Annotated in this window: 13 protein-coding genes and 1 pseudogene; 6 read left to right on the top strand and 8 right to left on the bottom strand. The window is 56.8% G+C overall.

Translation table 11 applies throughout. The features are described 5' to 3' along the window. Nucleotides 1-127 precede the first annotated feature (127 nt). Genes bcsC through bcsR form a run of 6 tightly spaced genes read right to left on the bottom strand, consistent with a single transcriptional unit; the run spans nucleotide 128 to nucleotide 10585 of the window. On the bottom strand, nucleotides 128-3562 hold the full coding sequence (bcsC, locus tag J5067_RS17740; protein ID WP_264651664.1) for a cellulose synthase complex outer membrane protein BcsC: 3435 nt from the start codon (nucleotides 3560-3562) through the stop codon (nucleotides 128-130). Nucleotides 3563-3594: 32 nt separating this feature from the next. Then, nucleotides 3595-4722 (bottom strand): cellulose synthase complex periplasmic endoglucanase BcsZ, encoded by a 1128-nt coding sequence (gene bcsZ / locus J5067_RS17735; protein ID WP_264651663.1) that lies wholly within the window; start codon nucleotides 4720-4722, stop codon nucleotides 3595-3597. A 3-nt stretch (nucleotides 4723-4725) separates the two neighbouring features. Next, entirely contained in the window at nucleotides 4726-6978 is a 2253-nt protein-coding gene (gene bcsB / locus J5067_RS17730; RefSeq protein ID WP_264651727.1) for a cellulose biosynthesis cyclic di-GMP-binding regulatory protein BcsB, read from the bottom strand. A 54-nt stretch (nucleotides 6979-7032) separates the two neighbouring features. Further along, nucleotides 7033-9627 carry a UDP-forming cellulose synthase catalytic subunit gene (gene bcsA / locus J5067_RS17725; RefSeq protein WP_264651662.1) on the bottom strand — a complete coding sequence of 865 codons (2595 nt, stop codon included), beginning with the start codon at nucleotides 9625-9627 and terminating at the stop codon, nucleotides 7033-7035. Continuing rightward, entirely contained in the window at nucleotides 9624-10364 is a 741-nt protein-coding gene (gene bcsQ / locus J5067_RS17720) for a cellulose biosynthesis protein BcsQ (protein WP_264651661.1), read from the bottom strand. The genes bcsA and bcsQ overlap by 4 nt, the downstream gene beginning before the upstream one ends. 5 nt (nucleotides 10365-10369) lie before the next feature. Continuing rightward, nucleotides 10370-10585, bottom strand: a complete 216-nt coding sequence (gene bcsR, locus J5067_RS17715; RefSeq protein ID WP_264645189.1) for a cellulose biosynthesis protein BcsR — start codon at nucleotides 10583-10585, stop codon at nucleotides 10370-10372. A gap of 479 nt (nucleotides 10586-11064) precedes the next feature. Between bcsR and bcsE the strand changes: the two genes are divergently transcribed. The 6 genes and pseudogenes from bcsE (at nucleotide 11065) to J5067_RS17685 (ending at nucleotide 18979) form a co-directional block, all read left to right on the top strand. Continuing rightward, the gene (gene bcsE, locus J5067_RS17710; RefSeq protein ID WP_264651660.1) at nucleotides 11065-12633 is read left to right on the top strand and encodes a cellulose biosynthesis protein BcsE; all 1569 of its coding nucleotides are present in this window, start codon (nucleotides 11065-11067) and stop codon (nucleotides 12631-12633) included. After that, complete coding sequence (bcsF, locus tag J5067_RS17705) at nucleotides 12630-12818, top strand: cellulose biosynthesis protein BcsF (RefSeq protein ID WP_264645187.1); 189 nt, start codon at nucleotides 12630-12632, stop codon at nucleotides 12816-12818. Before bcsE ends, bcsF begins: the two co-directional genes overlap by 4 nt. Before the next feature lie 19 nt (nucleotides 12819-12837). Then, on the top strand, nucleotides 12838-14475 hold the full coding sequence (gene bcsG / locus J5067_RS17700) for a cellulose biosynthesis protein BcsG (RefSeq protein ID WP_369076106.1): 1638 nt from the start codon (nucleotides 12838-12840) through the stop codon (nucleotides 14473-14475). A 218-nt stretch (nucleotides 14476-14693) separates the two neighbouring features. Then, nucleotides 14694-15392: pseudogene (locus tag J5067_RS17695) on the top strand (adenylate/guanylate cyclase domain-containing protein); the annotation flags it as partial. 397 nt (nucleotides 15393-15789) lie between these two features. After that, nucleotides 15790-17079, top strand: a complete 1290-nt coding sequence (locus tag J5067_RS17690; RefSeq protein WP_264645184.1) for a dicarboxylate/amino acid:cation symporter — start codon at nucleotides 15790-15792, stop codon at nucleotides 17077-17079. Between the two features lie 409 nt (nucleotides 17080-17488). Beyond that, nucleotides 17489-18979, top strand: coding sequence for a pitrilysin family protein (locus tag J5067_RS17685; protein WP_264651658.1), 1491 nt, complete (start codon nucleotides 17489-17491; stop codon nucleotides 18977-18979). Between the two features lie 77 nt (nucleotides 18980-19056). On the opposite strand, the gene J5067_RS17680 is transcribed toward J5067_RS17685, so the two are convergent. Continuing rightward, entirely contained in the window at nucleotides 19057-19989 is a 933-nt protein-coding gene (locus tag J5067_RS17680; protein WP_264645182.1) for a sugar kinase, read from the bottom strand. Nucleotides 19990-20170: 181 nt separating this feature from the next. Then, nucleotides 20171-20374, bottom strand: coding sequence for a 4-oxalocrotonate tautomerase family protein (locus tag J5067_RS17675; RefSeq protein WP_264626822.1), 204 nt, complete (start codon nucleotides 20372-20374; stop codon nucleotides 20171-20173). Nucleotides 20375-20388 lie beyond the last annotated feature (14 nt).

Genomic DNA, 20388 nt, shown 5'->3' with positions numbered 1-20388 from the left:
AACGCGTCATCCTATCCGTTTTTACGTCGAAGAGGTAAGGAAACTGTGGCTTGTTTACTTTACGAGAGAGGTGTAGTGCCTTCCTCCGCCCGTGCGATTTTTTACGGCACGGCGCGGAGGTTGCGCGCTATTTGAAATCTGAATACGGTGTTGGCGGTTGCGGCGGGCTATCCAAATCCCCTTGCCAACCCGCGAATGAGTAACGCAGATAGAGCATGCCGTGGCTCGGCGTGTAATCTTTTGCTTCCTGAATATCGATGGCGGCGCCCAGCGTCCAGTGCGACGTGAGGCGACGTTCGATCAAGGCGCGCAGCGTGTAGCCGACGCCGGAACTGCTGCTGCCGGTTTCGATGCGATCCCGTTCATCGGCGGTTAATCCGGCGCTGCTGACCAGACTGCCTAACGGATAACGACGCTGATTTTTGGTCTTGGCATAAGACCAGGAGACGGTGCCGCCCAATTCCCACGACCAGTTTTCGGTACGCTGGCGGTAATTGATGGGAAGCCCAAACGAGACATACTGCTGCGGGCTGTAATAGCCCCCTTGCCCGAGGGAATAGCCGCTGAGATCTTTCTGGTAGCTCCACCACATGGTGCTCGCCCCGACGGTGAGGCGGCGATTATCTTCATTGATAAGTTTATAGTAGTAACCGGCCATGGCGCGGGCGCGATGGTTATCTGCCACATTTTTCCCGGTAATCTGGTGGAAGCTTAAATCGCTCCATACGCCGTGTGCTTCACCGCGATCGTAGCTGAGCCCCAGGCTGGCACCGGTGGCGCGCACGCCACCCCAGGTGGTGCCGGTAATGGGATCGTTAGCGCCGCCGAAGGCCAGCAGTGAGCTGGAGATGGGGCGGCGCGACGCCGTAGCCGTCCAGCCCAACTGTTGCCAGTCACCGCTGTAGCTGACGCCACCGACCACGTCTACCACCTCGAACCCGATGGGCGTGGTGCCAATATCCGCCGTCCAGCGATCGTTTTTCCAGCCTGCGGCGACGCCGGTGCCAGAGGTTTTCTGCGTTCTGCCGCTGTAGCAATCCAGCGTGGCGCAGGTGCCAAACACCTCGCGGAATGCCCCGTTGCTGTTGGTGTTAAAGCGTCCCGCATTCATCGTGATGGTATCGGTGCGCACGAAGCCACGGCCCTGATAGAGCGGAAAATCGACGTTCAATATCGTATTGTGCGCTTTCAGATTGGAGATACCGTTAGTGCCACTGGAGCGCCAGTAATCGTGGCCGAGGGTCACGTTGATGTCCTGCTGCCGATACTGTTCGGCCGCATCGGCACGAATGCTGCGTTGCAGCCAGTCGTCATTCTGCTGTGAGCGCGTCAAACGGGTGTAGCCGTCGTTATCCTGTGGCGACACGCTGCTGATACCGCTGGCAACCATCGCCTGGCGGTAATCGGCCTGCGCCTCGGCGGATTGGCCCTGCTGTGTTTCCAGACGCGCCGCATCGCGGTGGATCCACGCTTTAATCTGGCTCGGGGGCGCTTTCTGCGCGCTGGTTTTGGCTGCTTGCAGCGTCTGATTGGCTAACGGCACGTTACCAACGGCATACCAGGCATTGGCGACGCGACGCTGGGTATTGAGCGAACTGTCATCGGCAATGTTTAGCGCGTGCAAACGCTGGCGTGCCTCATCGCGCTGTCCGGCGGCGATTAACGCTTCCACTTCCCCTAACTGGGCATCTGCGTTTTGTGCGTCCTGTGCCAGCACTTTACGGTAGCGCGTCAACGCATCGGCGGCATTGCCCCGTTGCAGCGCCCAGTCTGCCAACATCAACGAAATACGGGTATCGGCGGGCTGCTGTTGCAGGTAGCTGACGGCACCGGCCTCATTGCCTGCATCATACAGTGCCTGGGCATGCGCCAGCGTGCGCTCCATGGTGAGCCGTTGCGCCAGTTCTCGCATGTTGTCGCTCCACTGCGCCTCGGGCAGCGTGTGCAAATGCGCCAGCGCCTGTGCCTCACGTTCGGTTGCTGAAAGATAGAGTGCGTAAGCATAAGCACGCTCAGGGCTGGCGGGGGGCGTATGAGCCATCCGCTGCATGATGTCATCTGCCTGCGCGTTTTGGTTGAGCTGGCGCAGCACCTGTGCGTAGTGATAGGGCAACCAGATATCATCGGCACTGGGCTGATAGACCTGTTGATAGGTTTCTGCCGCCTCGCGCCATTTCCCTTGTTCCGCCAGACTATCGGCTTGCTGGGTGGTGATATCGCGCTTGAGTGCGGTCAACGTCTCTTGCAGCGGTTGACGTTGGGCCGCAGGGAGATTGTTGATATAAGCGAGCGCCGCCTGTGGCGATTGGCGGCCATAGAGGGCGGCCATGCCGCGAATCGCACCGCTGTTAGTGGGTTCCCGCTGTAATGCCTGCTGATAAAAACGCTTGGCGGCGGCGTCATCCTGTCGTGCGCCAGCTACGTCACCGAGCCCGACAAGGGCGTAGGCATCATTGCTGTCCACCTGTTGGGCCTGCTGATAGTGCTGTTGCGCCTGCGCCAGATTATTGGCTTTCAGTGCGCGATCGCCAGCATCAATTTCCAGCCAGTAGCGGGTGCTTTTAATGAGCGCATCCCATTTGTCGCTGTTTTCATTATTGATGTCGGCCGTTTTCGCTTGCTGGAACAGTGCCAAGGCTTTGGGGCGATCGCCGCTGCGCATATACGCCATGCCCAGTGCACCAATCAGGTTGGGATCGTCGGGGGTTTCGGTCAGCGCCTTATTCAAATCTGTGATAGCCGCACTGCCGCTGGCCCCTTGCTCGACGCTTGCCAATCCGCGCAGCCGCGCTTGATAGGCAGGATCGGCCAGCATCTTTTGCTGCCGATCGCGCTCTTGCTGCGCGCCAGCAACGCTGGGGTCGTCGACAAACACGGTGAGAAAACGGTCAAGTTGCGCGACGCTTTGCGCAGAGACCGTCATGCGTTTGACCATTTCCATCCACATGCCTGCTGCCTGACTGCGTCCGATGGGGTCATCCGCCAGTTTTTCCAGCAGCGCATAGCCTTCGGCATCGCGATCCTGACTGAACAGGCGGCGTGCCAGTGTCAGTCGTAAATTGACGTTGCCGGGATAGCGTTTATCCAATGCCTCCAGTTGCTGAATGGCTGTGGGCTCTTGCCCCGGCAACCGCGCGACCAGACGCCAATATTCAACGGCCAGATCGAGCGTTGGCGGTTCGCCGTGGAACAGTTCGTCGTAGGCTTTCTTCGCCTCGTCGTAACGCCCGGCGGTGGCTTGCAGCCGCGCCTGTTCCAGCTTCTGGCGCGTATCCTGTTGTGTGAGGGCCAGCATCATCGCTGACTGTCGGTACTGCTCGGAATTCGGCGCGACGCTGTGCAGCCTCTCCAGATGCTGCCGTGCCTGCGCCTGATCGCCCTGACGCAACGCCAGCCGCAACTGTGCGGCGATCACGTCCGGACTGTCTGGATCAATCAACGACAGACGTGCCAGGGTTTGTCGTACCAGATCGTCGCGGTTGCTTGCTTCACCCAGCCTGACCTGCTCCATAAGAAAGGCGCTGGGCGTCACGGTATCGGCCCCGGCAGTGAGCGAAATCATCGTCAGGCTCATTGAAAACAGCCCGGCGCTTATTATGGTGAAGTTGCGCATTGCTTATCCCAGGAAGGTAAAAGTTCACCCTGTTGATTGAATCGGTAACGTTGTTCATCCCATCCCTGACCGAACAGCGTCAGAGAAGCAGAAAAATAGGCGTTGTTGTCCGGCGGTGCGTCGCGCAAGCGCTGGCGCTGAACATCACGCGCTCGCGGGGTGGCTGCCAGCAGCGGCAGCAGCGCGGCGGAGAAACCGACAGAGCCCGTTCCTTGCGCTTTCCCTGTCGCCGTGTCTACCCGCTCGGGCGGCGTGCCCGACTGTGCCGTCAGGGCCGCCATCGGCTGGAAATGGGCGACGAGCGCAGCACGCTCTTGGCTTTCTTCTGGCAGCATGGCAGCCCACAGATAGACGCGAATCGCATCGTAACTGCCAATATTGGGTTTGGTTTCATCCGATTGCCAACCCTGTTGCTTGTTCCAAACCACCCAATCGGGTGAGAAACCGTGGGGGGCACTCTCTTTCAGCAGCCTGAGATTCACCGCATGCATCGCTTTCCACGGGCCGTTTAGCGTGGAGAAACGCGCGAGCAACTGCGGCGGCTGGTAGCTGGGATTAAGCCGCCAACGGTCACCGTGCACGAACCCGACTTTACCCGGCAGCAGCATTACGCCCAGACCGGGAATATCGGCCACTTCTTCATGGGCGATGCGCTGCAACAGCAGCGTGCCGAGCGTCAGAAAGCGACGGCTTTGCCACAGTCGCCCGGCTTCCAGCAGGTTGTAGGCAATCCACAAATCGGCATCGGAGGCGGAATTGGGATCTAAGATGCCCCACGGCGAATCATCGACCTGCGGTATCTTTTTGCCCCATTGCCAGGCGGGCAGGTGAGCGCTGAGATCGCCGGAGGCCAGATTGTCCTCGGTCCATTGCAGCAGCTTTTCAAACATCGCCCGGTCATTGGCCACCAGCGCGAAAAACAGGCCGTAGCTCTGCCCTTCGGACGTGGTTATCTGGCTGGGCGTGGAGGGGTCGATAACGCGCCCCTCCGTACTGATGTAATCACGTTGGTACTGCTCCCACGCGGGCCAGTGGCAGACGCCTGTGGCAGCCACAGCGTGACCGCTAAGCAGCAGCGTCAACAACAGCGCGCGCCACAGGATACCCATCGGTTAATCCTTCTCGTCAGCGGAGAGGCGACGACGACTGAGCACTTTCAGGCCACGCCACAGCAGCCAGGCGAAAATGATCGTGACCAGGGTGGACATGCCAGCCAGCCAGAGCGGATGCAGCGCCAGTGCGTGCCAGACGCGTTCCCACCACGGAAGGTGGCCCACGTAGTACATATCCCCTACGCGCAAGCTGCTGACGCCCGAATCGCGGATGACGGCCGCCGAGCCGAAAACCGTGGCGCGTTTGGTACTGTCGATCAGGGCATTGTTGAGCAGCGTGTAGCCCTGCGGGCTGTCTGCCAGTAACGCGACGAGGCTGCGCTGGGCAAAATAGGGGGACTGCGTGCCGATAATCGTGGCCATGGCGGTTTCGGCGCGAATGTCGGTTCTGCTGTCCGGTCTGCCGTCGGTTTTGGGTGAGCCTTCATCCGGCAGCGTGGTTTGGCGTACCGGCATCTTGACCCAACTCTTGGTGGTTTCAGTCAGCAACCCGACCTTGGCTTCGTCGCGCAGCGATTCTGGCAGTGAGCCGATCAACAGAATATCTTTGTCCACCTGGCTGAGCTGCGCCGGGTCGTCGGTCAGTTGCAGCGCCAACGCCGGATAGCCGGTTTGCGCACCGATATTACCGATGGCATTCAGCAGCGCGCTGACCTGTTCCGCAGGGGGCGCTTTATCAATCAGCGTCACGGTTTGCGACAAGTCGGCCAACCGGCTGAACGGGAAACCGGCATTGGCGAAGGCGCGCAGATCCGGCATCGCCATAAAATGGCGATAGCCAGAGAAGTTGATGGTGGAGTTGCCATCGATAACCGCATGATTTTCGATAGGCGCGATAGTTTCGCAGCGATCCGCCGAGATATTGCTGGTGGTGACCGTGGCGTAATCGAAGTCAAAGCGAAGCTCGTTGACGGTGCCCAGTTTTAACGCCGGAATGGACAGGTTTTTATCCGAATCCAATAACCCTTGGGTAATCGGCAAGCGCAGCAGCAGGGCGTTTTTCTCGCGTTCGGGGACCAGATTAAAGGCCTGAACAAACTGGTTGTTCAGGTTGACGGCCAGACGCGATCCATCCAGCGTGCGCGGTGCGGTATAGCGATATTTCAGGTGCATATCGATACCTTTGCTGCGGATCAGAAACAGGTCCGGCGGCAAATTCAGCGTCATCATCAGAGGATCGGGATCGATGCCGCTGCTCTGTAATTGCTCCGGATATTGCTGCAATTCGGCAAACGTCATCGGGCGATCGGTACGGATCCAGTTCGGGGCATCGTAGGGTTGGCGCGGTGCCAGTTGCTCAACGCGATCGACGCTGACATTCTGCCCTCGGAACAAGATGTTACCCTGTGCGATCCCTTTGACGGCGGTAATCAGGTCATTGTCATCGCGGCCCTGAACCAGCAGCAGCTTAACGTAAGGGTTCTGCGGATGACTGATGACTTCAACCGTCGGGCCATTGACCGGCGGGTAATCGCGCAGGAAATCCGGGCGCTGCGCATTGGTGGCGAACACCACCGCGTGGCTGTCGGGCAGTTGATTGAACAGTGCCGGGAAGGATTGACCACGCCACTGAGCGCGGGCACCGAACCAGGAGGCGAGGATCGCGGCAGCCTGCTGCTGTCCCAGGTCGGGCTGCTGATTAAACACCATGGGCAGCGTAAGCGGCCGGTTGTCGCGGGCATCAAAGAACGGAATGGGGAATGCCGCCAGATCGTTTTTTAGCGGCAGCTTTTGCATCTGCAAGTTGAGCGAGCTGGCCTGGCTGATATTCAGCCACAGGCTACTGCTCGATGGGTCTTGGCATAAACTCTTGTAATGCCCTACAAATTCCAGCCGCACGCGGTTAAAGTCGGTGATATAACGCGGATCCAACGGCAGGGTTGCCCGCGTTGGCTGGCCCACTTGCTCTTTGGTGATGGCAACGACGCCCATCAACACCTCATTGAGATAGACCTTGAGATGCGATTCGACCGGCGTCAATGTCGGTGAGGGGGTAAATTCCAGCTGGAGCGACGCTTGCGTCACCACTTCATCATGACGCACGCCAAACTGGATATAGCCGACAGGGGAGGTTCCCTTCAGCGCGAAACTGCCCGGCGCAGGTGCCAGTTGCTTAAACCCCAACTGCTGACTGGCAACGGGGGTGGCCGCAGCACTGTCGGCCTGCATGAGCGGTGGGGCTGCGGTTTCAGCCTGAGACAACGGCACCATGCCCAGAGCCAGAGCGGTAAACCAGGTTATTTTTTTTGTCATCATGTCATCATCACGGTTAGGGCCGTGCTGGCCGTTGTGTTTAGCTGCATCGCGTTACGCCTGTTCCGTTGGCACAAATGCCGGGGGCGGCCCGACATAGCGCGGGATAAAGGAGACACACCAGGCGATGGCAGAGGTGAAGGCGACAAACACGCCGCGAATCATCGGCGGCGCATAATCCGCCATGCGCAAATAGCCCCTGAACCCTAATGCCAACACGTCCCCCAGGCTTTCCATCGGCTTGTCTTCCGGAAAACTGTCCTGCCACAGCGCCCAGGTGTCGGCGCGCGCGAAGGTGCACTGAATAAAATCGATATGCTGCTGTATCGAGAGATTGACCATCTTCAGCCCAATCTTGGTGCCGAAAGCGCGGGTGACTTCGAACGGGAATGCGTATTCCTGCGGGCCGCGATTCAGCAGCAGTGACCCCTTATCACCCTCTTTTAACAGGCCGTCGGCATGCATCTCGATGCCGACGCCACCGTCGGAATAATCGCGTAGCGTACAGGAGTAATGGAATCCGTCTGCGCGCAGGATGGCGGCCGGGAGAGCGATTTCAACGCGATGCGATTGGCGTACCTGCTTAGCCTCCACGGAAACCGCGACGGCACCGCCGAGTATCGTCATGTTATAGGCCACCCACACCAGACTGATGATCACCGTCATCACTTCTTCCGGCGGACCATACACTATGCGCCAGGCACCGAAGGCCAGACCGAACAGATTGAGCACCACCAGAAACAGGTAAGGGCGGGTGATGATCCAGTCAACGTGCACATCCTCGACCAGCCCGCCTTTGGCGGTAACGTTGAACTTGCCTTTGTGCGGGTTGAACAGCGCGACGGTGGTAGGCCGCGCGATATACCACGCCAGCACGGTTTCATACACTTCACTCCAGAACGAGTGGCGATAGCGGCCTTGAATGCGTGAGTTGGTCAGGCTGGAGTGGATCATGTGCGGCAGCACGTACAGTGCGATGGCGAGTGCCGGTGCATAGATGATGTAAGCGTGCAGCAGCAGAAAGGCCAGCGGTGCCGTCAGAAAAATCAAACGCGGAATGCCGGACAGGAAGTGCAGCATGGCGTTGGCGTAGCAGAGACGTTGCCCAAGCTTCAGCCCTTTGCCGAACAGCGGATTGTCCAGCCGGAAGATCTGCACCATGCCGCGCGCCCAGCGGATACGCTGGCCGATGTGCGCCGACAGGCTTTCGGTGGCAAGCCCGGCGGCCTGCGGGATACGGATATAGGCGGAGGTGTAACCGCGTCGGTGTAAACGCAGCGAGGTGTGCGCATCTTCAGTCACGGTTTCCACGGCAATGCCGCCCACCTCATCCAGCGCGGTGCGGCGCAGAATGGCGCAGGAGCCGCAGAAGAAGGTGGCATCCCACATGTCGTTGCCGTCCTGCACCAGCCCGTAGAACAATGTCCCTTCATTCGGCGTGCGGCGGAAGCGGCCCAGGTTGCGTTCAAACGGGTCCGGCGAGAAGAAATGGTGCGGCGTTTGCAGCATGCCCAGCTTGCGGTCTCGGAGGAACCAGCCCATGGTCAGTTGCAGGAATGAGCGTGTCGGCACGTGGTCACAGTCAAAGATCGCGACAAATTCGCCGTGCGCCTGTTTCAGCGCATGGTTGATGTTGCCCGCTTTGGCGTGTTCATGCGTCGGGCGCGCGATGTAGTGTATGCCGACGCTGTTGGCAAACGCCTTAAATTCTTTGCGATTGCCATCGTCGAGCAGGTAGATATTGATTTTATCTTTCGGCCAGTCGATGCCCAATGCCGCGTAAAGCGTGGGTTTGACCACGCTCAGCGGTTCATTGTAGGTCGGCACCATGATGTCGATGGTGGGCCATTCCCGGCTGTCTTCGGGCAGGGCCGTTGGCTGGCGATTGAGCGGCCAAATGGTTTGGAAGAAGCCGAGCACCAGTACTATCCAGGCGTAGGTCTCTGCCAGCAGTAACAGCAAGCCACAGATCAGACTGAGCGGGTCGTCCCAGTTAAGGGTGGACGTAAAACGCCACCACAGGTAGCGGCTGGAAACGGTCAGCGACAGCACGATCATCATCAGCGTCGGCAACCGTCCCGGCACCCGACGCACCAACATGGCAATGCCCCACAGCAGCAGCATAAACATAAACTGCGCCAGCAGATCGAGCGGCTGGGTGATACACAATATCGCCAGCGCGGTGGTGGCAAGGGCGAGAAGAATCAACAGCAGCGTTTCCAACGCCGATACCGGCGGTTTCTGGGTATCAGCGGACGCCTCTTGGATACCCATGCGCTGCGGCAGTTGCTGCATCATATTGAGATAGCGCTGACGCCAGCGCGGCAGCGCCGAAAACAGATTACGCCGGGCGGCGGGGATCTGCCCGTTACGTACCACCAGCAGCCACAGCCCCTGCGCCAGATAACGCAACGGATCGGCGGGGCGAGGTCGATGTGGGGAAATATGGGGAAACCAGAAGGCACTTTGGCTACGAATCCGCTGCCAACTGGGCGACTCAAGGCGCAAAAACGTCCAGGCCAACACCGACAACAGCGTGCCCATGCCTGCCGTGAACAGGGTGGCCCCCTGTTTGAGAAAGTCACGGTAGCGCTGGCGTACCGCCGAATAGGCCGGGGGCACCAGCAGCAGATTGAGCACCGTGCTCATGGCGCCTCCGTCGTCAGATTGATCAGGCACCAGTTGGCTAACGTCAGCATCTCTTCTGCGGCGAGGCTTTGCGGGCTGTGCTCCCCAGTGGCCAGTTTGCTGGCGAGGGATTCGGCGACCGCTTCATCGCGGTGGATGACCAGCGGCAGCAGGTTAGGCAAGGTATGCAGCCACAGGTGATGCAGATCTTGCTGCAATGTGCTGATGGTGACGAATTGGTTCACTAAAAAATGGCCGTCGGCGGGCAGCGTTTGCTGGTGCAAACGGATATGACAATTGGCGTCAGGCACAATAACGGTAAACACGGTGTCTGCCTGCACCAATGCTTGCTGAACCGCCAGTGTGGCAGGCCCGGCGGGCAGATCGAGCAAAACCCAACGGTAGCGGCCAAGCCCGGCGAGATGGCGCAGATTGTCACGCCAAAAAGAGGGCACGTGTTGCAGGCGCAGGGCCAGCGTTTCATGCTCTTCTGGCGCCAGAGTGCCAAAAGGGATAAACGCCAGTTTGGGCAGATATTGCATGGCACCACGATGCCAGGCGTCGCCGTCCAGCTCGGCGCGCGCCCAGCCGCGCGTATTGTGCGCGGGCATATTGAAATGAAAGCGCAGCAGGTTGTCCGCCGAGAAATCAATAGCCAGCACCGGCTCGCCAAGTTGCTCAAGTGCCCAGGCCAAACCTGCCGTCAGCGACGTTGTCCCAACGCCGCCACGAATCCCCTGCATCGCAATCACCGGCATGCCTGTTATCCTTGTGGTTCAGTGTGCTGTGATTCAGTGGCGGGGAAATGTGCCAATTCAGCCAGCAATGGCCAACGAGCCATCATCTGTGTCAGACGCGCCTGATGCGAAATATCGATATAAGCAATGGGTGGCAAGGAAAAAGCGCGGCGCAACACATTCAAATCGTCATGATGGTCGGCGAGAGTAATAGCATTTTGGTGAGTAGCGTTATTTTCCACGGTTCCCTATGCCTCTCAAGGATGCTTATTCAAATAACATACCCGTCATACTTCACGTTGCAGTGCGTTCGCTCACCCGAATCACTTACCTAAGTAAGCTCATCGGGACTCCCTCACTTGCCGCCTTCCTGCAACGCGAATTATTTAGGCTATTAATAGTTAGCTGACAAATACATTCCCGCGCCCTCTCGTCTCTGGTATTCCAGAGTGAGAACTCAGCGCTATACCCTTGTCATTAGTCGGAATATTACCTATTAAGTAATAGAACACTTTTTCAGAATTGGTAAAAATTTCGCGAGTAATCGTGAAAAAATGTTTTCCTATTATGGCGGCGCAATTTTTGTTATTTGTGAATAGCGTAACTATACTCGGTACTTGCAAAGAACGGTTCAACAAGGGACTGTGCGTAGTGCTGTTCTACGTGGTTCGGCCTGCGTGCAACGTGTTATTCCATCTCTTTAACGATAAAGACAACACCCATGGTGCCACGCTTTTTATTAGGGCTTCGGGAACTCCAGGATGAATTAACCACCATGCAGGTTCCTGGACTGTACTGGATTAATTGTGACAGATCTGTGGATGCCGAATTACTTTGTCGGCAATGCATTGGTGCGCAATCAGAACAGGCGCGCGTGACCCTTATTCGCAGCGGCGCCGCAGATGACGCTCCTTTTACTCCCTTATTACCCACTGCGCTGGCCCAGTTCTCACGCTACCGTTTGGCGGAGAGCAAAGCGGCATTGATGGCCTTGACCAATGACGTCACCCGAGCCATCGCGCCGCGTCAGCGCCTGTTTGTTTTGCTGCTGCCCGCGACGCAGTGGAAGGATTTTTCTACCGAACAGCTTCAGCGTTGGATTACCCATACGGCGGCCTGGTTGGCGCAGCGGCAGTGTGCGTTGGTGGTGGTGGCCCACGGCAGCGGCGTAGGGCGATTGCGCGGAATATTGACCACGCAGCACCGTACCCTGTATGGCCTGGCGCACCTGCAATGGCAGCAGGATCGCGCCCAATATCTGATCGCCTGGTGGAGTGAAGGTGGTGGCATTAACGCCAATCTGGCGGTGTTGATGACGCCGCAAACCCAGGGATGGCAACTGTTGCGCGATGAGGACGACGATCCTGCGTCCATCACGCCGCTCCTGAACGATGAAAACCTGTTTTATGCGGAGCGCAGCGTGCTGGAAGGCGCGCCTGCATTATCCGACCACTGGCAACTGCTGGACAGTAACGCCGAACTGGCGCAGCAAGCCCAGCTCACGCACTCCGCGACGCTGATTTTCGCGCTGCAACAAACGCAGGATGTGGACATGCTGGCGCGTTGGGTGCACAGCTTGCGCCGTCAGCGTGGCAACGCCTTGAAAATCATGATTCGCGAGATGCGGCCTTGCTTGCGATCCAGCGATGAACGGCTGCTGCTCGCCTGCGGTGCCAATATTGTTGTGGCTCATTCCGAACCGTTATCCCGCTTTCTGGCGCGGTTGGAGAGCGTACAGGGGCAACGCTTTGGACGTCACGTGCCTGCCGATGTCGAGACGTTACTGACCACGATGCGGCCTTTGCAATTCAAGGGCTACCTGCCACAGGTGGCGTTCAGCAACGCCGTGCGCATGTTGATCGAACACTCCCTGATGCCGGAAGGGGGAAAGGGCATTCTGGTGGCGCTGCGCCCGGTGCCGGGATTAACCGCAGAACAGGCGCTGCCGCTGTGCCAACTGCGCCGTTTTGGCGATGTGGTGACGGTGGCACAGCAACGTCTGTTTATTTACCTCTCGACCTGTCGTCCCAATGAACTGGAGACGGCGCTGAAATCCATTTTTCGCCTGCCGGTCAACGAGATTTTCAGCAATCGGCTGGTGTGGTCGCAGGATGTGCAGATGCTTATCGAAGTAAAATCCTTGTCGCAAACCCGTGAAGAGAGCGTGATCTCCAGCACCGTGCAGTCCGTGGTGCTGCCGCGTGAGGAGCGCCCGGCGTCAGTGCCGATTCGTCGCGAGCCCATCGGGTTGGCGCTGTTTGAGGCATCTTCGGAGGGAAAAACACCATGATGCTCAGCGATATCCTCCAGATTATTGCATTGAGTGCGCTGGTTTTTTTCCCACTGGGCTATCTGGTGCAGCGTTACCTTTCACCGCGTTATCAGTACTGGAAAAACCGGCTGTTACGCCCACGCTACCTGAAATCTGACGGGGTGTGGATGCGTGACGACGCTGAGTCACAGGCGGATAAATAACATGGATGCAAAAAACACGATGTCGCCGAAACAACATGTGTCGCCGAAACAACAGCTCTGGCGCTATTGGCGCGGACTGGGTGGGTGGAATTTCTACTTTCTGTTGAAATTCGCCCTGCTGTGGTTTGGTTACCTGAATTTTCACCCGTTTTTAAACCTGGTATTTCTGGCGTTTCTGCTGTTTCCATTACGTGCTGAGGGGTTGCACCGGGCGCGCAATATTATTGCCATCCCTCTTGGGATTGCCCTGTTTTACCACGATACCTGGCTGCCAGGGGTCAACAGCATTCTCAGTCAGGGCAGTCAGGTTGCGGGCTTTAGCGCTGCCTATCTACTTGAGCTGGTGAGCCGCTTTATTAACTGGCAGATGGTTGGGGCGGGTTTTGTGCTGCTGGTGGCGTACCTTTTTCTGTCGCAGTGGATCCGCATTACGGTGTTCACCGTTGCGGCGGTAGCCTGGCTGAATATTCTAACGCTGGGTGGGCCCGCGATTGCACTGCTGCCATCATCCTCGGTGGCTTCCGGAACCTCTGCGTCCCCCAGCGCGGGGAATGCACCGGCGGCGGCGACCTTGCCGCCTACCAATGAGAACCTGACGGCCTACATCAACCAGTTCTATACGCGGGAAAAATCGCGCGTCAGCGCGTTTCCGGCTGCACTGCCTGCGGATGCACAGCCCTTTGACGTGCTGATTATCAATATCTGTTCGCTCTCCTGGTCGGATTTGCAAGCCATCCATCTCGATACCCACCCGCTGTGGCAACGTTTTGATGTGATGTTCTCCCAGTTTAACTCAGCAACCGCTTATAGCGGCCCGGCATCAATTCGTCTGCTGCGTGCCAGTTGTGGGCAAACGTCGCATCAGGGGCTGTATCAACCGGCCAACCGCGAGTGCTACCTGTTTGATAATCTGGCTAACCTCGGCTTTAAATCACAGCTGATGCTGGATCACTCCGGCGTGTTCGGCAACTACCTTAAAGAGGTGCGGGAAGAGGGCGACATGCAGTCGCAACTGTTATCGCAACAAGGTATTAGCCATCAGATCACCTCGTTCGACGGCGAACCGATTTATAACGATCTGGAACTGCTCAACCGCTGGCTCTCGGGCACCACTCAGCAAGGCGCAGCGCGCAGTGCCACCTTCTTCAACGTGATCCCCTTGCATGATGGCAACCGTCTGGTGGGCACTAACACCTCGGCGGATTTTGCGCCGCGCGCCAAGACGTTGTTCGATCAGTTGAATGCGTTTTTCGACGTGCTGGAAAAATCGGGGCGCAAGGTGCTGGTGGTGGTGGTGCCGGAGCACGGTGCCGCACTGGAAGGGGATAAGATGCAGATGTCCGGATTGCGTGATATCCCAAGCCCCAGCATTACCCATATTCCGGTCGGCATGAAACTGTTTGGCGCTGCTGCTCCGCATCAGGGCGCACCCATTGAGATCAAAACGCCCAGTAGTTACCTGGCGATCTCAACGCTGGTGTCTCGTCTGGTGGACGGTAAAAACTTTGTGGCACCGACCATCGACTGGGCGGCATTGACGCAGGAGCTTCCACAAACCGAGGCCATTTCTGAAAACGAAAATGCCATCGTGATGCCCTATCAGGACAAGGTCTATATCCGTCTCAACGGCGGCGATTGGGTGCCTTATCCGCAGTAACATCAGGTCAATCAGGCAGACCCACAGTGGGTCTGCCTTCCACTCTTCTTGCGCGCTTCCCCTCCTCGACGCTGGTGCGACACAGTTCGGATTAAGATGAAATCCCATTGGGTTCATAAAAGGGCATTGAGACGCGCTTAAGCTGGCCTATACTAGCGCGATCGTGCCCGGTGAACCGTGCAACACAACTGAACAAGCGCCATCGACGGAGAACAGGTTTGCGGCTGAGACGCTCTTTGACAATCAAACAGATGACAGCGGTTTCCGCCGTGGCGGTGGTGACGCTCAGTCTGTTTATTGTGATACAACTTTTTCACTTCGTGCAGCAGCGGCGTGAAGATTATGCCAGGCAACTGGAGAGCATCGCTTTTTCCGTGCGTGAACCGTTGGCGGAGGCGGTGCTGCGCGGTGATGTGGTTCGCGTTGAAGCGATCCTCGATAACCTGCTGCCCGTGGCATTTCTGAGCCGCGCCGACGTGATGTTGCCCGGCTACCTGCAAACGTTGCACGCACGCTTCCCGAGCGAACGCCCGGTGCCTGCGTGGCTTGCGCGCGTATTCAAATTACCCATTCGTATCGCGGTGCCGCTTTATGCGCTACCGCAGGCACCGACATCGGCGCCGCTGGCGACGCTGGTGCTGCAAGCGGATTCCCACCGTATGTTTCAGTTTATCGTCAGCACCTTTTCCATGCTGTTGGCGACTTACTTCTTGCTGGCGTTGATCCTCTCTGTCGCGGTGACCTGGTGCATCAACCGTTTGATGATTCACCCGCTGCGGGCGGTGATTACCGAGTTGCAGGAAGTGCCGACGGAACAGCTGTTGCAACATCGCCTGACGCCACTAAAGCATCATCACGATGATGAGCTGGGCGCGCTGGTGCGCAGCTATAACCTCAATCAGCAGCGTTTAGCACAGCAGATAACGGATAAAGCCGCGCAGCCCAACGACAAGGATGTGACCTAGTCCGCCATAAACTGCTGAAACAATATCGCCCATTCCCGTTACCGTCTGATAACACTAAAAATTACCCTTACAAAATAAAGGTATTTTATTATTTCAATTGTATTTTATTGGTTTTTCTATTTTTAACATCAAATGGACTGGTTTTGTTATCGTTATATGTTGCAAGAAAATTACTTGTATGTTTGTTTTTTGCATTCTCGCTGATGTGATTCAGCTCTTATTTTTAACCTGACGTTCACAAACTAAAGTTATAAAACATTTCCACTCTGTTACCGCAATGTTACTTTTCGCCGCAGTCACAGAGGCGTCGTTTGCGACCCTATGTGTTTCCCTACCATAGGATAAGTATATGAAAGCGTCGATTTTTAAAAGTCTTTATTTTCAAGTTCTTACAGCGATAACGATAGGGATACTACTAGGTCATTTCTACCCGGAATTGGGTGCGCAAATGAAACCGCTGGGCGATGGATTTGTTAAACTGATCAAGATGGTGATTGCCCCCGTCATCTTCTGTACCGTGGTGACCGGTATTGCCGGTATGGAAAGCATGAAATCGGTGGGCCGTACCGGCGCTGTCGCTCTGCTCTACTTTGAAGTTGTCAGCACCGTGGCACTGATTATCGGCCTGCTGGTGGTGAATATCATGCAGCCGGGTGCGGGCATGAACGTCGATGCGTCCACACTGGATGCCTCTGCGGTAGCGGTCTACACCCAGCAGGCGCAGCAGCAGGGCGTGGTGGCGTTCCTGATGGATGTGATTCCCGCGAGCGTGGTGGGTGCGTTCGCCAGTGGTAACATTTTGCAGGTGTTGCTGTTTGCGGTGATGTTTGGCTTCGCATTGCACCGTCTGGGTGAAAAAGGGCGTGTCATTTTCAACGTGATTGACAGCTTCTCACACACCATTTTCGGCGTGATCAACATGATCATGCGTCTGGCACCGATCGGCGCGTTCGGCGCGATGGCGTTCACCATTGGTAAATACGGTGTCGGTTCGCTGGTGCAACTGGGCCAGTTGATCATCTGCTTCTATATCACATGTCTGCTGTTTGTTTTCCTGGTGTTGGGCAGCATCGCCCGCGCTACCGGATTCAGCATTTTCAAATTTATCCGCTATATCCGCGAAGAGCTGCTGATTGTGTTGGGGACCTCCTCGTCAGAATCGGTGCTGCCGCGCATGCTGAACAAGATGGAAAAAGTCGGTTGTAAAAAATCGGTGGTGGGCCTGGTGATTCCTACCGGTTACTCCTTCAATCTGGATGGCACCTCTATCTACCTGACCATGGCGGCGGTGTTTATTGCTCAGGCCACCAACAGTCATATGGATATCTGGCATCAGATTACGTTGCTGGTGGTGCTGCTGCTCTCCTCGAAAGGTGCCGCAGGCGTTACGGGCAGCGGGTTTATCGTGCTGGCAGCGACCATCTCTGCCGTTGGGCATCTGCCGCTGGCCGGTCTGGCGCTGATTCTGGGCATTGACCGCTTTATGTCAGAAGCGCGTGCCTTGACCAACCTGGTCGGTAACGGCGTAGCGACTATCGTGGTTGCCAAGTGGGTGGGTGAGCTGGATGAAAAGCAGCTGGAAAGAGAACTCTCCGGGCATAAAAAAGACGATACGTCCGTACCGACCGTACTGTCATAAATCTGTTTTACCCTGCGCCAACGCCCCGTTGGCGCAGTGATAACGGGGTATCCCCGTTCACGCTTCTCATCATTCCCCGTGATTGCGGCTTGCCATCACGGGGAATTTTTCATAAGGTTGCGGCCAGGCAATCGCGTTGTGCACGGTCTGTATCGGGGGCATAACGATCAAAAACCGCTTATTGGTCATCATTTCGTCTCTATTTCCAAAATTATTTCATCGTATTGAGTGACATAGGCAAAAGTGTGCGGTCTAACGTAAGGGTAAACTGATCGCTCTGATTTCCCCGTAATATTTCCGCTGGCACATCCTGATAGGGGTATGCGTATTGGGCGGTGAGAGAGTGCACAGGCCTTATTGTAACAATCATCTTTTACTGTGTTGGATAGTCAGTTAAGTAGGGGTTCACATGCAGGGCACCAAAACAGGGTTCTTAGTTGGTGGAGTGTTGCTGGCGTTGGCTGGTGGCAGCGTGCAAGCTGAAACACTACAACCCGATCCTGCCTGGCAGCAGGGAAAGCTGGATAATGGTTTTACGTGGCAGTTACTGACCACGCCGCAGCGTCCCGGGGATCGGATTGAATTACGTTTAGTGGTTAACGCCGGTTCGCTGGCTGAGAGCGCTCAGCAGTCGGGCTTTGCGCACCTTATTTCTCGTTTGGCACTGACGCCGGGCGATAACTTACCTGTCGCACAGCTTCCTTCATTGCTGATACCGGAGGCTAACGGCGCGAAGCCGCTGCCGCCCGTGTTTGTCTCTTATGATTACACCTCCTACAATCTCAGCTTGCCCAATAATCGGCCTGAATTGCTCAAAGATGCGTTGAATTGGCTGGCAGAAACGGCAGGGGGCATCAAGATTGATGACGGCAGTATCGCTAACGCGTTACGCATCGCCGATCAGGTGGTGAGTGTTCCCGCCGATCCGCAGGATCCTACCTGGCGTTATCGCTTGAAAGGATCGTCTCTGCTGGCGCACGATCCGGCACAGAACGTTAAAGCACGCCCAACGGCTGAAATGATGTCGCAGTTTTACAAAGCCTGGTATACCCCGGATGCGATGACGCTGTACGTGGTGGGGCATGTAGAAAGCCGTCAGATCAACGAGCTTATCAGTAAAGCCTTTGTCTCGCTGGAAGGGAAACGCGCCGCACCGGCCCCAATGCCGACGCTCTCACCGCTGCCTGCGGAACCGATTGGTTTTATGCTCGATAAAGCGAAGCGCGATACGCTCTCGCTGGTGTGGGATATGCCGTGGCATCCCATCCGCGAATCGCAGGCGCTCATCCGCTACTGGCACAGCGATGTGGCGCGCGAAGCGCTGTTCTGGCATGTGCAGCAGGCATTGGAAAAGAGCGGGCTTAAAGAAACCAGCGTGCGCGTTAACTGCGATGTGTACTACACCCGTGCGCAGTGTGGCATCCATCTGGACAGCCCCAACAGCGAGAACGCCGAGGCCGCGTTGACCTTCCTGGCGAAAGAGCTGGTGACCTTGCGTGACAAGGGGCTTACGCAGCAAGCGTTTGATGCGCTGATCGCGCGCAAGAGTGACGAGCTCAGCAAACTGTTTGCAACCTATGCGCGTACCAGTACCGATGTGTTGATGCAGCAGCGCTTGCGCTCACAGCGCAACGGCGTGGTGGATATTGCACCGGAACAGTATCAGAAGCTGCGCCAGGCTTATCTCTCTGAATTGACGCTACCTTTGCTGAATCAGGAACTGCATCAGCAGCTTTCTCAGGACACTACGCTGATGCTTAAACAGCAAAAAGGTGAAGCGGAAGTGAACACCAAGGCATTGTATGAGGCGTACAGCAAAATCATGACGCCGCCGGTCGCGGTGGAGGCTGCCTCAGCCGCGCCATCGGAGGATGCAACGCAGACAAAGCCGGCACAGTAATGTGCTCTGGTGGTTGCGTCGCCCAATAAAAAGGGAAGCCGTCTGGCTTCCCTTTTTCGCTGTTTTTAGCGGTGTTATCAGGCAGGCATGGCGTCTTGCGGGATAATGGCACCACGGTATTGAATCACCGTGCTGGCAGTCAGGTGGCCGCGCTTGGCCGCCGCTTCCGTCGAGCCGCCGCACAGGCGCACTGACAGATAGCCTGCGCTGAAGGAGTCACCTGCCGCAGTGGTATCCACTACGCGCTCTTTCGGCAATTTCACCGCCGGAACATCCACTAACGGCTGGCCGTTTTCAGAAATCAGGCAGGAATCTGCGCCGCGTTTAATCACCACTTCAGACACACCGAAACCGTGCGTGCGTGCCAGCACGGCATCTACCGGCTGTTCGCCCCACAGCATATCTTCGTCATCCAGCGTCAGGAAGGCGATATCGGTGCAAGCGAGGATGTCACTGTAGGCTTGCTGTGTCTCTTCTTTGCTTTGCCACAGGCGCGGACGGTAGTTGTTGTCGAAAATAACCTTGCCACCGTTGGCACGGCAGGCGCGTAGCAACGTCAGCAAACGCTGGCGGCTGGCGGGGTTAAGAATCGCCACGCTGATACCGCTCAGGTAGAGATAGTCAAAAGTAGCCAAACGCGTGCAGATGGCATCGGCATCTTTGCCATCCAGCCAGAAACGCGCGGCGGCGTCATTACGCCAGTAGTAGAAGGTGCGCTCACCGGTATCGTCGGTTTCAATGAAGTACAGGCCTGGCAGCTTGTTGTCCAGACGCTGAATCAACGATGTACCAACCTTTTCTTTTTCCCAGGCCGTCATCATTTCCGTGCTGAAGCTGTCCGTGCCCAGTGCGGTCACGTAGTGGACGCCCAGAGCGTCGGTATTCACCTGGCGAGCGACATACACGGCGGTGTTCAGGGTGTCGCCACCGAAGCCGCGGTTGAGATCCGCGCCCTTTTGCGACAGTTCAATCATGCATTCGCCAATCACGGCAATGTTTTTAGTGGTCATCAGAAGCTGGCCCGTTCGAAAAAGTGAAGAAAAAGGTCATGAAAAAAACAGAGCAATGGGCTTCAGTCTCAACGTTCGCGCGCATTGAGTCAATAGTCTTAAAACGATGTTTTATTTTTTCATGACCTGGATCGGGAAAATTGACCACTCCCGATCCTTCTGGTGCTCAACGCGCGAAATATCAGGACTTCGGCTTGCGTAATTCGGTGACGCTTTCGCCGCCCAGTCCCCAGTTGTCGGTATCCACTTCATCAATGATAACGGTGGTGGTGGCTGGATTTTTACCCATGACGTCGACCAGTAGTTGGGTGACGCCCGCAATCAACTGGCGCTTTTGCTCTGTGGTTGCGCCATCGCGCGTGATTTTGATGTTAACAAATGGCATGGGATCTCCCGTTA

It is taken from the genome of Candidatus Symbiopectobacterium sp. NZEC151, assembly GCF_025962655.1.
Classification (GTDB): Bacteria; Pseudomonadota; Gammaproteobacteria; order Enterobacterales; family Enterobacteriaceae; genus Symbiopectobacterium.
This window is presented reverse-complemented; position numbering and strand designations above follow the sequence as displayed.

Excerpts from the sequence above, each read along its gene's own strand:
- J5067_RS17675 (WP_264626822.1), bottom strand. The coding sequence starts at position 20,374 with ATGCCATTTGTTAACATCAAAATCACGCGCGATGGCGCAACCACAGAG.
- bcsE (WP_264651660.1), top strand. The coding sequence starts at position 11,065 with ATGGTGCCACGCTTTTTATTAGGGCTTCGGGAACTCCAGGATGAATTA.
- J5067_RS17690 (WP_264645184.1), top strand. The coding sequence starts at position 15,790 with ATGAAAGCGTCGATTTTTAAAAGTCTTTATTTTCAAGTTCTTACAGCG.
- bcsF (WP_264645187.1), top strand. The coding sequence starts at position 12,630 with ATGATGCTCAGCGATATCCTCCAGATTATTGCATTGAGTGCGCTGGTT.
- J5067_RS17685 (WP_264651658.1), top strand. The coding sequence starts at position 17,489 with ATGCAGGGCACCAAAACAGGGTTCTTAGTTGGTGGAGTGTTGCTGGCG.
- bcsZ (WP_264651663.1), bottom strand. The coding sequence starts at position 4,722 with ATGGGTATCCTGTGGCGCGCGCTGTTGTTGACGCTGCTGCTTAGCGGT.
- bcsQ (WP_264651661.1), bottom strand. The coding sequence starts at position 10,364 with ATGCCGGTGATTGCGATGCAGGGGATTCGTGGCGGCGTTGGGACAACG.
- J5067_RS17680 (WP_264645182.1), bottom strand. The coding sequence starts at position 19,989 with ATGACCACTAAAAACATTGCCGTGATTGGCGAATGCATGATTGAACTG.
- bcsB (WP_264651727.1), bottom strand. The coding sequence starts at position 6,978 with ATGACAAAAAAAATAACCTGGTTTACCGCTCTGGCTCTGGGCATGGTG.
- bcsC (WP_264651664.1), bottom strand. The coding sequence starts at position 3,562 with ATGATTTCGCTCACTGCCGGGGCCGATACCGTGACGCCCAGCGCCTTT.
- bcsG (WP_369076106.1), top strand. The coding sequence starts at position 12,838 with ATGTCGCCGAAACAACATGTGTCGCCGAAACAACAGCTCTGGCGCTAT.
- bcsA (WP_264651662.1), bottom strand. The coding sequence starts at position 9,627 with ATGAGCACGGTGCTCAATCTGCTGCTGGTGCCCCCGGCCTATTCGGCG.